Annotated in this window: 19 protein-coding genes; 14 read left to right on the top strand and 5 right to left on the bottom strand. The window is 71.1% G+C overall.

Features of this window, described 5'->3' with window-relative positions:
• The first annotated feature begins 46 nt into the window (after positions 1–46).
• The 3 genes from P1K31_RS14155 to P1K31_RS14165 are packed head-to-tail and all read left to right on the top strand — an operon-like array spanning position 47 to position 2,779.
• Positions 47–1,441, top strand: a complete 1,395-nt coding sequence (locus tag P1K31_RS14155; protein WP_276303976.1) for an ATP-binding protein — start codon at positions 47–49, stop codon at positions 1,439–1,441.
• A 3-nt stretch (positions 1,442–1,444) separates the two neighbouring features.
• Positions 1,445–2,269: an MBL fold metallo-hydrolase gene (locus tag P1K31_RS14160; RefSeq protein ID WP_276303978.1), complete on the top strand. Its 825-nt coding sequence runs from the start codon at positions 1,445–1,447 to the stop codon at positions 2,267–2,269.
• Between the two features lie 3 nt (positions 2,270–2,272).
• Complete coding sequence (locus P1K31_RS14165; RefSeq protein WP_276303979.1) at positions 2,273–2,779, top strand: phosphoribosyltransferase family protein; 507 nt, start codon at positions 2,273–2,275, stop codon at positions 2,777–2,779.
• A 4-nt stretch (positions 2,780–2,783) separates the two neighbouring features.
• Here P1K31_RS14165 and P1K31_RS14170 read toward each other — a convergent pair whose 3' ends face one another.
• Both P1K31_RS14170 and P1K31_RS14175 read right to left on the bottom strand, forming a co-directional pair.
• Positions 2,784–3,758 (bottom strand): DUF5787 family protein, encoded by a 975-nt coding sequence (locus tag P1K31_RS14170; protein ID WP_276303980.1) that lies wholly within the window; start codon positions 3,756–3,758, stop codon positions 2,784–2,786.
• A 203-nt stretch (positions 3,759–3,961) separates the two neighbouring features.
• Positions 3,962–4,087: a hypothetical protein gene (locus P1K31_RS14175; protein ID WP_276303981.1), complete on the bottom strand. Its 126-nt coding sequence runs from the start codon at positions 4,085–4,087 to the stop codon at positions 3,962–3,964.
• A gap of 281 nt (positions 4,088–4,368) precedes the next feature.
• Here P1K31_RS14175 and P1K31_RS14180 point away from each other — a divergent pair, with 281 nt between their 5' ends.
• The 11 genes from P1K31_RS14180 to P1K31_RS14230 all read left to right on the top strand — a co-directional run bounded on the left by P1K31_RS14180 (position 4,369) and on the right by P1K31_RS14230 (position 10,995).
• On the top strand, positions 4,369–5,598 hold the full coding sequence (locus P1K31_RS14180) for a translation initiation factor IF-2 subunit gamma (RefSeq protein ID WP_276303982.1): 1,230 nt from the start codon (positions 4,369–4,371) through the stop codon (positions 5,596–5,598).
• Between the two features lie 19 nt (positions 5,599–5,617).
• Positions 5,618–5,968: a type II toxin-antitoxin system VapC family toxin gene (locus P1K31_RS14185; protein WP_368410815.1), complete on the top strand. Its 351-nt coding sequence runs from the start codon at positions 5,618–5,620 to the stop codon at positions 5,966–5,968.
• A 2-nt stretch (positions 5,969–5,970) separates the two neighbouring features.
• Entirely contained in the window at positions 5,971–6,534 is a 564-nt protein-coding gene (locus tag P1K31_RS14190) for a DNA-directed RNA polymerase (RefSeq protein ID WP_276303984.1), read from the top strand.
• A 2-nt stretch (positions 6,535–6,536) separates the two neighbouring features.
• A complete protein-coding gene (spt4, locus tag P1K31_RS14195) occupies positions 6,537–6,734 on the top strand; it encodes a transcription elongation factor subunit Spt4 (RefSeq protein WP_254545595.1) in 198 nt (65 codons plus the stop codon).
• A gap of 7 nt (positions 6,735–6,741) precedes the next feature.
• Positions 6,742–7,269: a GTP-dependent dephospho-CoA kinase family protein gene (locus tag P1K31_RS14200; RefSeq protein ID WP_276303985.1), complete on the top strand. Its 528-nt coding sequence runs from the start codon at positions 6,742–6,744 to the stop codon at positions 7,267–7,269.
• Positions 7,270–7,402: 133 nt separating this feature from the next.
• The gene (locus P1K31_RS14205) at positions 7,403–7,729 is read left to right on the top strand and encodes a 30S ribosomal protein S24e (RefSeq protein ID WP_276303986.1); all 327 of its coding nucleotides are present in this window, start codon (positions 7,403–7,405) and stop codon (positions 7,727–7,729) included.
• On the top strand, positions 7,730–7,864 hold the full coding sequence (locus P1K31_RS14210; protein WP_276303987.1) for a 30S ribosomal protein S27ae: 135 nt from the start codon (positions 7,730–7,732) through the stop codon (positions 7,862–7,864).
• Between the two features lie 6 nt (positions 7,865–7,870).
• Positions 7,871–9,466 carry a bifunctional N(6)-L-threonylcarbamoyladenine synthase/serine/threonine protein kinase gene (locus tag P1K31_RS14215; protein WP_276303988.1) on the top strand — a complete coding sequence of 532 codons (1,596 nt, stop codon included), beginning with the start codon at positions 7,871–7,873 and terminating at the stop codon, positions 9,464–9,466.
• Between the two features lie 238 nt (positions 9,467–9,704).
• Positions 9,705–9,974, top strand: a complete 270-nt coding sequence (locus P1K31_RS14220) for a DUF5808 domain-containing protein (RefSeq protein ID WP_276303989.1) — start codon at positions 9,705–9,707, stop codon at positions 9,972–9,974.
• 45 nt (positions 9,975–10,019) lie between these two features.
• Complete coding sequence (locus tag P1K31_RS14225) at positions 10,020–10,667, top strand: non-canonical purine NTP pyrophosphatase (protein ID WP_276303990.1); 648 nt, start codon at positions 10,020–10,022, stop codon at positions 10,665–10,667.
• A gap of 127 nt (positions 10,668–10,794) precedes the next feature.
• A complete protein-coding gene (locus P1K31_RS14230; RefSeq protein WP_276303991.1) occupies positions 10,795–10,995 on the top strand; it encodes a hypothetical protein in 201 nt (66 codons plus the stop codon).
• 37 nt (positions 10,996–11,032) lie between these two features.
• On the opposite strand, the gene P1K31_RS14235 is transcribed toward P1K31_RS14230, so the two are convergent.
• From P1K31_RS14235 to P1K31_RS14245, 3 genes are read right to left on the bottom strand one after another with little or no spacing between them, the layout of a single operon-like run.
• Positions 11,033–11,506 (bottom strand): DUF7384 family protein, encoded by a 474-nt coding sequence (locus P1K31_RS14235; RefSeq protein ID WP_276303992.1) that lies wholly within the window; start codon positions 11,504–11,506, stop codon positions 11,033–11,035.
• Complete coding sequence (locus tag P1K31_RS14240; RefSeq protein ID WP_276303993.1) at positions 11,493–11,645, bottom strand: hypothetical protein; 153 nt, start codon at positions 11,643–11,645, stop codon at positions 11,493–11,495. The genes P1K31_RS14235 and P1K31_RS14240 overlap by 14 nt, the downstream gene beginning before the upstream one ends.
• 46 nt (positions 11,646–11,691) lie before the next feature.
• Positions 11,692–12,798: a putative sulfate/molybdate transporter gene (locus P1K31_RS14245; RefSeq protein ID WP_276303994.1), complete on the bottom strand. Its 1,107-nt coding sequence runs from the start codon at positions 12,796–12,798 to the stop codon at positions 11,692–11,694.
• Between the last annotated feature and the right edge of the window lie 7 nt (positions 12,799–12,805).

The following is a 12,805-nucleotide window of genomic DNA, read 5'->3' on the forward strand; positions in this document are numbered from 1 at the left end:
CGGTCTTCGACGGTCTTATACCTCCTGCGAATCAAATAATCGGGAAATGACCGGCCCGGCGCTCGACATTGTCGAATTTATGCTCACCGCGCGCGTCTACTCCGACAACCGCGAGCTCGACCCCGGTGATCTCCCGCCGCCCTACCGGCGCGCCTTCTGGAGCGCCGACGCCGAACCCGACGAGTCGACGGGCCGGCCCGCGCCCGGCGGCATCGAACGTCCCCTCTCGGTCACCGCCACGACCATCACGGAGGCGACGGGGTACGGCCACCCCTGGGACGCCATCTCCGGACTGATGTTCACCGAGAAGAAGGACTTCTCGGGGGCGATCGAGTTCACCGACCTCGGGATGGCCGAGAAGTGGTACCGCGAGCGGACCACCGCGGAGCGGCTGCTCTCGAACCCGACGCTCGCGCTCTACTTCGAGGAGGACTTCGAGGGCGTGGACTACGAGACGGCCCTCGCGCGCAACCGCCCGATCCACGCCGACCGCGTCTGGATCGACAGCCTGCTCGAACAGATGTTCGACGAGGAGGACGAGGAGATGCTCGACCTCGTGGAGGTGCGCGCGCCCGAGGAGGTCGAGATGACCCTCGACGACCTCGTGCTCACCGCCGACCAGGAGGGAGAGATCCTGAAGATCGTGAAGGCCATCGAGCACCGCGACTACCTCGCCAGCATCGGCCTGCGCGAGATCGGGAAGCTGCTGTTCGTCGGCCCGCCCGGGACCGGGAAGACGACCAGCGCCCGCGCGCTCGCCCACGACCTCGACCTGCCGTTCGTCGAGGTGAAGCTGTCGATGATCACGAGCCAGTACCTCGGCGAGACGGCGAAGAACGTCGACAAGGCCTTCGAGGTGGCGAAGCGGCTCGCCCCCTGCATCTTCTTCATGGACGAGTTCGACTTCGTGGCGAAGACGCGCTCCTCCGACGAGCACGCGGCGATCAAGCGCGCCGTCAACACGCTCCTGAAGAGTATCGACGAGATCTCGCTCATCCAGGACGAGGTGCTCCTCATCGGCGCGACGAACCACCCCGACCAGCTCGACGCGGCCGCCTGGCGGCGCTTCGACGAGATCGTCAACTTCCCGAAGCCGGACCACCAGATGCGCGCGGACATCCTCCGGGTCATCACCCGGCAGATGGAGATCGTGGACTTCGACCCCGAGGCGCTGGCCGAGGAGACGGAGGGCCTCACCGGCAGCGACCTCCGCCTCGTCCTCCGGGAGGCGGTCCTCGACGCGCTCACCGAGGAGCGCACGACGCTCACCCAGGGGGACCTGGAGGACGCCGTCGCCGGGTTCGAGGAGCGCGACAACCTGAAGAACATGGACATGATGAACGGCGATCCCGACGCGCTCATCGCGGGCAACGGTCACGACAGCCACAGTCACGATCACGACCACGCGCACGCGCACGACCGCCCCGCCGACGGGACCTGACGGATGCGCGTCACCCTCCTCGGGACGGGCGACACCACCGGCACCCCGACGGTCGGCTGCGAGTGCGACACCTGCGAGACCGCTCGCGAGCGCGGGGTCGAGCGCTCGCGCTTCTCCGTCCACGTCGAGAACGAGCGGCGGGGCGAGTCGCTGCTCGTCGACGCGAGCCCCGACTTCCGACACCAGTTTCTCACCCACGAGACGCCGCTTCCGGACGAGGTCGTCGTCACGCACGTCCACTTCGACCACCTCGACGGCCTCGGCAACGCCTACCGCCTGCTCGGGGACCTCCCGGTTCACGCCGCGGACGAGACGGACCCGGAGACCGGCGAGAGCGTCGCGGAGACGGTCGCCTCGAAGTTCGACTACCTCGATCAGCTCGACGTGCGCCACGAGACGCCGTTCGAGCCGTTCGAGGCGTGCGGGCTCCGGGTGACGCTCGTCCCGGTGGACCACCCGCCGTTGCTCTGCTACGGCCTGGCGATCGAGGACCCCGAGACGGGCGCGAAGCTCTCCCTGTCGGGGGACACGAGCTACGGGATCCCCGACGACTCCCGCGCGGCGCTCGCCGACCCCGACCTCCTGCTCGCGGACGCGATCGTCCCCGCGCGCCTCTGCGAGTACCACCCGCTCGGCGGGGGACACGAGGACGAGGAGGGCGTGGCGCGCACGTTCGGCACGAAGCACATGACCACCGAGGGGGCGCTCGCGCTCGCCGACGACCTGCGGGCGGCCGAGGTGCGACTCGTCCACGTCTCACACTTCCCGACCCCCGAGGAGGCGTTCGGCGACCCCGCGGCGGTCGACGGCGAGCGGTACGTACTGTAGACGATGGACTACGCGTACTACTACGAGCGGATGAACACCGAGGCCGTCGGCCGCTACGACGTGACCCCGCTGTTCGCCGACGGGGATGTGTTCGCGAATCTCGTCTCGGACCTGCTGGACCCGTTTGCGGACGACTACACCCGCGTCGTCGGCATCGAGGCCCTCGGGTTCGTCCTCGGCGGTGCCGCCGCCTGCGAGGCCGGAGTCGGCTTCGTCCCCGTTCGGAAGGGCGGGAAGCTACCGCTCCGCGACGACGAGATGCTCCGATGCGAGGTGACAGACTACTCCGGGGAGGGGAAGACGCTCGAACTCGCCGCAGGCGCGCTCGACGGCGGTGATCGGGTACTCGTCGTCGACGATTGGGTCGAGACCGGCGCTCAGATGCGCGCCGCGTGCGATCTCGTGGAGTCGGCGGACGGCGAGATCGCGGGGATCAGCGTCCTCCGCGCACACCGCGACGAGCGGACGCGAGACCTCTTCGAACGGTACGACGTGTACTCGCTCGGCTGAACGTCTACGAGAACCGATCCAATCCCACCTGCTCGCGCCGCACGCCCGCCGGGTCGCGCACCCACGGCGAGTGTTCGTCGCGGCGGGCGTCCAGGTCCACGTCGGGGGCCTCGTCGCTCTCGTCCTCGCCGCTCCCGCCCTCACCCTCCGCGCAGGCGCACGGGTCGGCCGGGCCGACGACGCGCCCCTCGCGGGTGCAGTACGGGATCCCACCGACGCCAGCGATCGGTCGGTCCTCGACGTGCGGGCAGTCGGGGAAGGGGACGCGCCAGCCCTTGCCGTAGGCGCGCTCGGCGAGGCGGCGACGCAGGCGGGCCTTCTCCCCGGCGCTCACGACGCGCACCTTCGTTCGGCTCGGGCGCTCCTCCAGCACCTCGACGCCCGCCCCGCGGACCGGGAGCGGCGTCGGCTCGCGCACCACCTCGTACGCGCCGGCCTCCCCCCGCACCCGCCAGACGCCCACCGGCTCGGGGATGCGGTTGAGGTGCGCCCGCGTCACGTAGGACTCGGTGGCGAGGACGATCTCGTCCACGACGGCGAGGCTCACGTCCTTCCGGAGTTGCGTCTCGAGGTCGCCGGGCCGCCCGAGATCGGGCTTGTTCTCGATCCCGACGAGCCGCGAGAACCAGTTGGGGTAGCGTACGGTCTGCCTGACGTACGTGCGCCCCGAGCGCCGCTCGCGCTCGAAGAACCCGACCTCGCAGGCGCGCTCGACGGCGCTCCGCGCGCGGTCGGGGTGACAGTCGAAGCAGTCCTTCCAGTAGCGCGCCCGCCCGGTCCCGACGTCGGCCTCGATCGCCGCGTCCGGGATGCGCTCGGGCGTGATGCGCGTCCGGGCGTCGAAGTCGGGGCCGGGTTCGACGAGCAGCGCGTCGAGCACGCGCCGCCCCCGCGTACCGACTCCGAGCTGCCGGCTGACGAGGCACCCCTCGCTCTCCAGGCGGGCGCACAGGGCCGTCTCGAACGCGAACTCGCGCACGGTCGCCGTTGGACGGGCGGCGAGAAAAGTCACGCGGGAGCGAACCGCGTCAGTCCCCCGGTTCGCGGGCGTCGATTGCCGACGTCGTCCTCTCCCCCGGCCTGCTCGTCCGCGGGAACGCGAGGTCGCTTCGGTCGCTCTACCGCCGGCTGTCCGCCGCCGGCCGAGGTGCCCACTGTCGTCACAACGGGCGGCCGGCAGCGTCACTCCTCCTCGGTGACGGGGATCTCCCGCCCGTCGAGGTCGTCGCGCGACGAGCGACGACCTCGACGGGCCAACCCGGCGAGGCTCGCGGCGAGCAGGCCGGGGAGTCGTCGCCAGCGTGGCATGCCGCGAACGTCGCGGAGCGCTCCTAAAGGCGTTTCGCAGGTGTCAGACGGCCGTTCGACGCGCGTCAGCCGTCGCCTCGACCGTCGCGCGCGACGGGAACGGTCGACGCCCCCGACCGCCCTACGCGGCCTGAATCGTTGGAGACGGCGTACGGCGTCCGCGCGGCGAGCGGAGACGCCGATCCTTGCGTGCTCCCCGAACGACGACGGCGGAGGACGGCCGAGGCACCGTGAACCGCCAAGGTTAAATCCGCGACGCGGCGATATCACGCTATTACTTCATGACAGGGAACCACCGTCAACCGGAGGTGAATATCGGACTCGTCGGCCACGTCGACCACGGTAAGACGACGCTGGTCCAGGCGCTCAGCGGCGAGTGGACCGATCAGCACTCCGAGGAGATGAAGCGGGGTATCTCCATCCGTCTCGGCTACGCCGACGCGACGTTCCGGCAGTGCCCTGGCATGGACGCGCCGGAGTGCTACACCGTCGAGGAGACCTGTCCCGACGGAAGCGAGAGCGAGGTCCTCCGGACCGTCTCGTTCGTGGACGCCCCCGGACACGAGACGCTGATGGCGACGATGCTCTCGGGCGCGGCGATGATGGACGGTGCCGTCCTCCTCGTCGCGGCGAACGAACCCGTCCCGCAGGCCCAGACCGCGGAGCACCTGATGGCGCTCGACATCATCGGCATCGAGAACATCGTCATCGCGCAGAACAAGGTCGACCTCGTGGACGCCGATCGCGCTCGCGAGAACTACCGGGAGATCGAGGCCTTCGTCGAGGGGACCGTCGCGGAGGACGCGCCGGTCGTGCCGATCTCGGCCCAGCAGGAGGTCAACATGGACCTCCTCATCCAGGCGATCGAGGAGTCCATCCCGACGCCCGAGCGCGACCCCGACGCCGACGCGCGCATGCAGGTCGCCCGCAGCTTCGACGTCAACCGACCGGGCACCACCTTCGACGGGCTGATGGGCGGCGTCCTCGGGGGGAGCCTCACGCAGGGTCGCCTGCGCGTCGGCGACGAACTTGAGATCCGTCCCGGTCGGCGCGTCGAGGAGGGCGGCCAGGCGGAGTATCTGCCCGTCACCACGTCGATCCGCTCGCTCCAGGCGGGCGGCGAGATCGTCGACGAGGTCTCCCCGGGCGGCCTCCTCGGCGTCGGCACGGGCCTGGACCCGTCGCTGACGAAGGGCGACTCGCTGGCCGGGCAGGTCGCCGGACCGCCCGGCAGCCTGCCGCCGACGTGGCACCAGTTCACCATGGACGTCGAACTGCTCGACCGTCTCGTCGGGAGCGAGGAGGACATCGACCCCATCAGCACGGGCGAACCGCTCATGCTCACCGTCGGCACGGCGACCACGGTCGGGGCGGTCACCAGCGCCCGCACCGACGAGTGCGAGGTGAAGCTGAAGCGTCCCGTCTGCGCGACCCCCGGCGCGATCATCGCGATCAACCGGCGCGTCGGTACGCGCTGGCGGCTCATCGGCATCGGTACGCTCACCGAATGAGTCCCGAATGAGGGTCGCCATGGACACCAGCGCGCTGATGATGCCGGTCGAGCACGGCGTTCGCGTCTTCGACGAACTCGACCGTCTCCTCGGGGAGTACGAGTGTCTCACCCCGCGCGCGGTGCTCCAGGAACTCGAGGAACTCGCGCGAGGGAGCGGGACCGAGGCGACCGCCGCCTCGGTCGGCCGCGACCTCGCCGAACGCTGTACGGCGGTCGACACCGACGCGACGTACGCGGACGACGCGCTCGTCGAACTCGCCGAGTGCGGGGCGTGCGACTACGTGGTCACGAACGACGGCCCCCTGCGTGACCGCCTCCCGGTCGGGGTAATCGGTATAAGGGGTCGAAACAAACTCGCAATCCACTGAACATGTACAAGAGGGTCAGACTACGCGATACGGTCGAGGTGCCCCCGCGGTTCCTCGACGACGTCTCGGAACAGTTGGTGAAGGAACTACTGCAGGACAAACTCGAGGGGCGGATGGACGAGGAGGTCGGCTCCGTCGTGAGCGTCGTCGAGGTCATCGACATCGGCGAGGGGACCGTCCTCCCCAACCGCCCCGGCGTCTACTACGACGCCGAGTTCGACGCGGTCACGTTCGATCCGCAGATGCAGGAGGTCATCGACGGGGAGGTCGTCGAGGTGGTCAACTTCGGCGCGTTCATCGGCATCGGTCCCGTCGACGGCCTGCTGCACGTCTCGCAGATCTCCGACGAGTACCTCGCGTTCGACGAGGAGGGCCAGCAGCTCGCCTCCCGGGAGTCGAATCAGGCGCTCGGCGTCGGCGACGCCGTCCGCGCGCGCATCGTCACCAAGAGCATCGACGAGCGCAACCCCCGCGACTCGAAGATCGGCCTGACCGCGAAGCAGCCCGGCCTCGGCAAGCACGGCTGGCTCCGCGAGAAGCACGAGCAGGCCGCGGCGGGTGAGTGAGCATGGCGAAGCGACTCGTCTGTCGCGAGTGCCACCGCGTCCAGGACGCCGGCGAGGAGCAGTCCTGCGTCGTCTGCGGCTCGACCTCCCTCTCCGAGGACTGGGCCGGGTACGTCATCATCGCCCACCCGGAGAAGAGCGAGATCGCCCGGGAGATGGACGTGGCGGAGCCGGGGGCCTACGCGCTGAAGGTGCGCTGACCGGCCGATGCTCCGCCTGCCCGACGCGCTGCGCGCCGAACTGAAGGAGCCGGTCGGGCCGATCTACACCGACGCGGCGGCCCTCCTCGCTGACGCGGGCGACGGGCCGCTGATCGCCGTCGGCGACGTCGTCACCGAGCACCTGCTCCGCGAGACGGTGCCCGACGTGGCGCTCGTGGACGGACAGACGAAGCGCACGCCCCTCGACGAGCGCGTCGACCTGTCGCCGTTCGACCGCGAGGTGCGCGTCGAGAACCCCGCGGCGACCCTCTCGCGGGACCTGCTCGTCGCGCTCCGGGCGGCCGTCGAGGGCGACCGGACCACCGCCCTCGTCGTCGACGGCGAGGAGGACCTCGCCGCCGTGCCCGCCATCGCCGTCGCCCCGACGGGGGCGAACGTCGTCTACGGCCAGCCCGGCGAGGGGATGGTCCTCGTCGTGGTGGACGAGGAGGTCCGCGCCGCCATGCGCGAGTTCCTCGCGAAGATGGAGGGGGACGTCGTCGGGGCGGAGGCGGCGCTCGGGTTCGAGTCGTAGTCCGCGCGGATTCCGGTGCGCGGCCGCGAGGTGGTCGCCGCGACCGCTCGCGGCCGCCGGTGTTCGTATTCCTCCCGACTGACCGCTTCGAAATCCTTTTAGCCGGCTCGGGAGGAAATACGGGCAACGAACCATGGACATCGAAATCATCGAGGAGGAGGCGAACCCGATGCTGCACCGTTCCGACGTGCGGTTCGTGGTCGTCCACGACGAGGCGACCCCCTCCCGACTCTCCGTCCGCGACAGCCTCGCCGCGAAGTTGAACAAGGACGCGGACGAGGTCGTCATCCACGAACTGGACACGAAGTACGGCATGCGAAAGACCCTCGGGTACGCGAAGACCTACGAGACCCCCGACCACGCCCGCGACGTGGAGCAGGCGTACATGCTCGACCGCAACAAGATCGGCGCGGACGAGGAGGGAGACGCCGAGGTCGAGGCTGAGGCGGAGGAGGCGTAGATGCCGCGTCACGAGTACTACGGGGAGGACGGAACGACCGAGAAGGAGCAGTGTCCACGCTGTGGGGACACCTTCCTCGCCGAGCACGAGGACCGCAAGCACTGCGGCAAGTGCGGCTACACCGAGTGGCTGTAAGCTGACGTGCGGGTCCTCGGCATCGAAGGGACGGCCTGGGCGGCGTCCGCCGCCGTCCACGCCGTCGAATCCGACGAAACCGCGATTTTCACCGACGCTTACCGTCCCGAGAGCGGCGGCATCCATCCCCGCGAGGCCGCGGAGCACATGCGCGAGGCCATCCCGGGGGTGGTCCGGGAGGCGCTCGACCACGCGGCGGCCGAGGCCGGAGGTGACTCCGCCCCGTCGGTCGACGCCGTCGCCTTCTCGCGCGGCCCCGGACTCGGTCCCTGCCTCCGGATCGTCGGCACCGCCGCGCGGGCCGTCGCGGGCAGCCTCGACGTGCCCCTCGTCGGCGTCAACCACATGCTCGCACACCTCGAGATCGGCCGCCACCGGGCGGGCTTCGACTCGCCGGTCTGTCTGAACGCCAGCGGCGCGAACGCCCACCTGCTCGGCTTTCACAACGGCCGCTATCGCGTGCTCGGCGAGACGATGGACACGGGCGTCGGCAACGCCATCGACAAGTTCACCCGCCACGTCGGCTGGTCGCACCCCGGCGGGCCGAAGGTCGAGGCCGCCGCCGAACGGGGCGAGTACGTCGCCCTCCCGTACGTCGTGAAGGGGATGGACTTCTCCTTCTCGGGGATCACGAGCGCGGCGAAGGAGGCGTACGACGACGGTGCGGCCGTCGAGGACGTCTGCTTCTCGCTGCAGGAGCACGTCTTCGGGATGCTCACCGAGGTCGCGGAGCGCGCGCTCTCGCTCACGGGCAACGACGAACTCGTCCTCGGCGGCGGGGTCGGGCAGAACGCCCGTCTCCAGGAGATGCTCGGCGAGATGTGCGCCCAGCGCGGCGCGCGCTTTCACGCCCCCGAACCGCGCTTCCTCCGCGACAACGCGGGGATGATCGCCGTCCTCGGCGCGAAGATGGCCGCCGCGGGCGATACGATCTCCATCGAGGAGTCCCGCGTGCGCCCGAACTTCCGCCCGGACGAGGTGCCCGTCACCTGGCGTGCGGACGAGGACGTCGCCCGCGCCGGGGACCCGGCGGACGCCGGAACGCAGCGGGGCGCGGAGGCGACCGTCGCGCTCTCGGACGCCGTCGTGAAGCGCCGCGAGCCGAGGGCCTACCGTCACCCGGACCTCGACGCGCGCCTCCGCCGGGAGCGAACCCGGGGCGAGGCGCGCCTGCTCCACGACGCGCGTCGGCTCGGGGTGCCGACGCCGGTCGTCCGCGATATCGACCCGCGCGAGGCGACGCTCGCGATGGAGCGCGTCGGCGACTGTGACCTGCGCGACCGACTCACCGAGGCACACGTCCGGGCGGTGGGTCGCCACCTCGCCACCCTGCACGGCGCGGGCGTCGTCCACGGCGATCCCACCACCCGGAACGTCCGCGTGGACGGCCGGACGTGGCTCATCGACTTCGGCCTCGGTTACCACTCGACCCACGTCGAGGACTTCGCGGTGGACCTCCACGTTTTCGAACAGTCGCTCGCGGGCACCGCGGCGGACCCCGATCCGCTGCTCGACGCGTTCGAGTCCGCCTACCGCGAGGCGGGCGATCCCGCGGTGATCGAGCAGCTGCGGGAGGTCGAGGGCCGCGGGCGGTATCAGTAGCGCGGGCGCGTCCCCGTCGACCGCGACGTGGAGGCGACGGCAGTGTTCACACGAGCGGCCGTCTGACGAGCGCCCAGGAGGGGCGGGACTGACCGGGACCGACCGCTCGATGAGCGGGAGAGGCGTTCGAGGGGATCGCGTCGGCGATTCCCGATCGGTCCCTCCCACCTTACACAGTACCCGCGCCTGCGGCGGTGCGGTGGCAAACGACTTAGTGCCCGCGACCGTATCGTGTGCTATGGCAGACCGACCGCAATCCGGCGAACTGTTCGGCGTTCCGTACAACTTCGAACGTCCCAGCCTCGGGCGTATGCTCTCGGCGTACTGGCGGCCGGACGAGGGCATGCTCGTCGAGAAGCCGTTCGGCATCGGCTACACGCTCAACCTCGCCAACTGGCGCTCGTGGATCGTCCTCGGCGTCGCGGGCGCGCTGATCTACCAGGAGCGAAGCGCGAAGGAGCGCGACGAGCTCACGGAGGACGAACCCGTCGAGGTCATCGTCGACTGACGCGCCGATCGACGCCTCTTTTCACCCTCCCGGCTCACCTTCGGTATGCTCAGCTACGTCACGACCAACGAGGGGAAGGTGCGCGAGGCGCGCGACTACCTCGACGCGGTCGAGTCGGTCGCCTTCGACTACACGGAGATCCAGGCCGACGAACTCGGTCCGATCGCGGCCCGCGGCGCGCGCGAGGCGTACGCGCACGTCGGCGGCCCCGTCATCGTGGACGACGCCGGACTGTTCGTCGAGGGACTCGGCGGCTTCCCCGGGCCGTACTCCGCCTACGTCGAGGAGACGCTGGGGGTCGAGCGCGTCGGCGAACTCGCCAGGCGGGCAGGGGCGACGCGGGCGTACTTCCGCTGCGTCATCGCCTACTGCGACGGGGCGCCGTTCGAGGCGACCCCCGAACCGATCGACTACGGCGACCGCCGCGGCCACGACCTCGCGGCCGACGAGCGCGCCACCGCGACGACCGACGACGCCGTCGTGGCCGGCGACCTCCCCGTCCGCCTGTTCGAGGGGGCGGTCCCCGGCCGCATCGTCGAACCGCGCGGCGACGGCGGCTTCGGCTACGATCCCATCTTCGAGCACGACGGGCGGACCTTCGCGGAGATGGCGACCGCGGAGAAGAACGCCGTCTCCCACCGCGGGCGGGCGCTGGCGAAGTTCGGGGAGTGGTATCAGGAACGAAGTGACTGATACCTCGATGGACGAGCCTGAGCGAGTCCATCGGTGGTCCGCTGAGCGGTAGCGAAGCGAACGGCGTGAGCGATATCAGACGAGTCGCAGTCCACGCAGCGAAGCGAGCGAGTAGGACCGTCTCGGCGTGGTATCGGGAGCGAAGCGGAGTGACCGGTGGCTCGACGAACTCGCGCTCTCGGCGTCGCGCAACGCCGTCCCCTTCTACGAGGCGCTGGGGTGGGAGCGCGTCCGCGAGGCGACCCACGAGGCGAGCGACGGCGTCGTTCTACCGGTAATGGTCATGCGGCGGTCGTTCGAGGGGGCGCGGACCGGACGGAGGCGGTGACGGTGAAGGCGACGGCGAGGCGTGAGCGTGGATCGGGTCAGTCCCGCGGATCGCGATCCGGCCCCGGATACGGCTCCTCGAACGCCACCTCGTACATCGTCTCGGGGTCGAACAGCAGCGCGAACGCCCGCGGGTGCTTGACGCTCGTCTCCACGCGCGCCCGGATCGCCGTCCCGGCCTTCGCCCCGCCGAGTCGCTCGTCGAACGAGAGCACGTGCGCCGCCTCGCCGCGGTAGGCGGAGGCGAGCGCGGGGTGGTCCTCCGGGGGATGCTCGACCGGGACGCGTAGCGCCTCGACCCGCTCGCGCCAGTCGCGCGCGAGGTCGGCGTCCGCGAGTCGGACGATCACCGCCTCGGCGTCGTCGAGCAGGGGGTCGCTGGCGACGAGGTCGACCCACGAGTGCGCCCGGATCAGGTCGAGCGCGTCGCGCGCCGGCCCGCCGACGAGCAGGTCCGCCGCGAGCACGTCCGCGTCCGCGACGACGCGGACGGCGCGCTCACTCGCGTTCATGCCGCCCTCCGGGGTCGCGGCCGTCCCGGCGATCCCGGCCGTCCCGACCCTCCCGGCGCTCAGCGAGGGCGCGTCTCACCTCGTCGAGCGTCGCGTCGGAGGCGTCGGCGCGCTCGAACAGTCGATCCCAGGTGTCCATGCCCTGAAGTGGGCGGCGCGGGGAAAAGGCCCTGCGGTGTTCGGGGTCAGTCGGCGCGTTCGGCCGACTCGACGAGGTCGAGGTAGCGGAGGGCGTGCCAGGCGAGCAGGCCGCCGACGAACGCCAGCCCGACGTTCGTCAGCGCGCCCGCGACGCCGACCGCGACGGCGAGCGCGGAGCGGTCGGCGAGCGCGACCCGGCCGAGCTGGAGGGCGACGACGCCGAGTACCGCGCCGAGCAGGGCCAGCGGGAAGGCCGTCCAGAGACCCACGACGAGCGCGGCGGCGAGGTAGAGTCCGCCGAGGACGACGTTCGCGCCGCCGGTGCGCGCGCCGAAGGCGTACTTGCCCGCGAGGCCGCCGCTCCCGTGGCACATCGGCAGGCCGCCGAACGGGACCGAGAGGAGCGTCATCGTCCCCATGTTCGTCGCGAGGTCGTCGGTGGGCACGTCGGCGTCGAAGAGATCCGAGAACAGCAGCGAGGTGGCGACGGCCGCGTTCCCCACGGTCATGGCGAGCTGCGCGGCGGTGCCGCCGAGGGCGGCCGTCGTGAGGGTCGGGACCCCGCCGGGGAAGAGCGCGAGCGCCGGGAGGGTCGGTTCGGGGACGCCGGCGACGCCGACGGCGAGCGCGACGCCCGCCGCGAGCAGCGCGAGCGCCGCCGCCCGCGGCGCGACGAGCGAGACGGCCGCCGCGAGGAGGACGCCCGCGAGCGCGAGCGCCGGGTCGCCGAGCGAGAGGTGGAGCGCCCGCTCGACCAGGAGGAGCGCCACCGCGAGCTGGACGCCGCGGACGACCGGCCGGCCGACGAGGCGCTCGACGCGCCCGAGCGCCCCGGCCGCCCCGGCGATCAGGAGGACGACGCCCGCGAGGAGGCCCGCGGCGACGAACTCGCCGTACGTGACCGCGCCGGCGATCGCCAGCCCCGCCAGCGCCTTCATCGGTTCGACCGACATCGGCAGGCCGTAGCGAACGCCCCAGACCACCTGAAAGACGCCGAAGGCGACGAGGACGTGCGGGAGCGAGGCGGGCGTCAGCGCACACAGCGTCACGACGATGGGGAGGACCGTAACCGAATCACCCAACGCGCCGGTGACCTCTCCGGGCGTGAACCTGAGACCGGGACGCGAGCCGTATCCCTCCCAAACCGCCATACGAACG

It is taken from the genome of Halomarina halobia, assembly GCF_029338575.1.
GTDB lineage: Archaea > Halobacteriota > Halobacteria > Halobacteriales > Haloarculaceae > Halomarina > Halomarina halobia.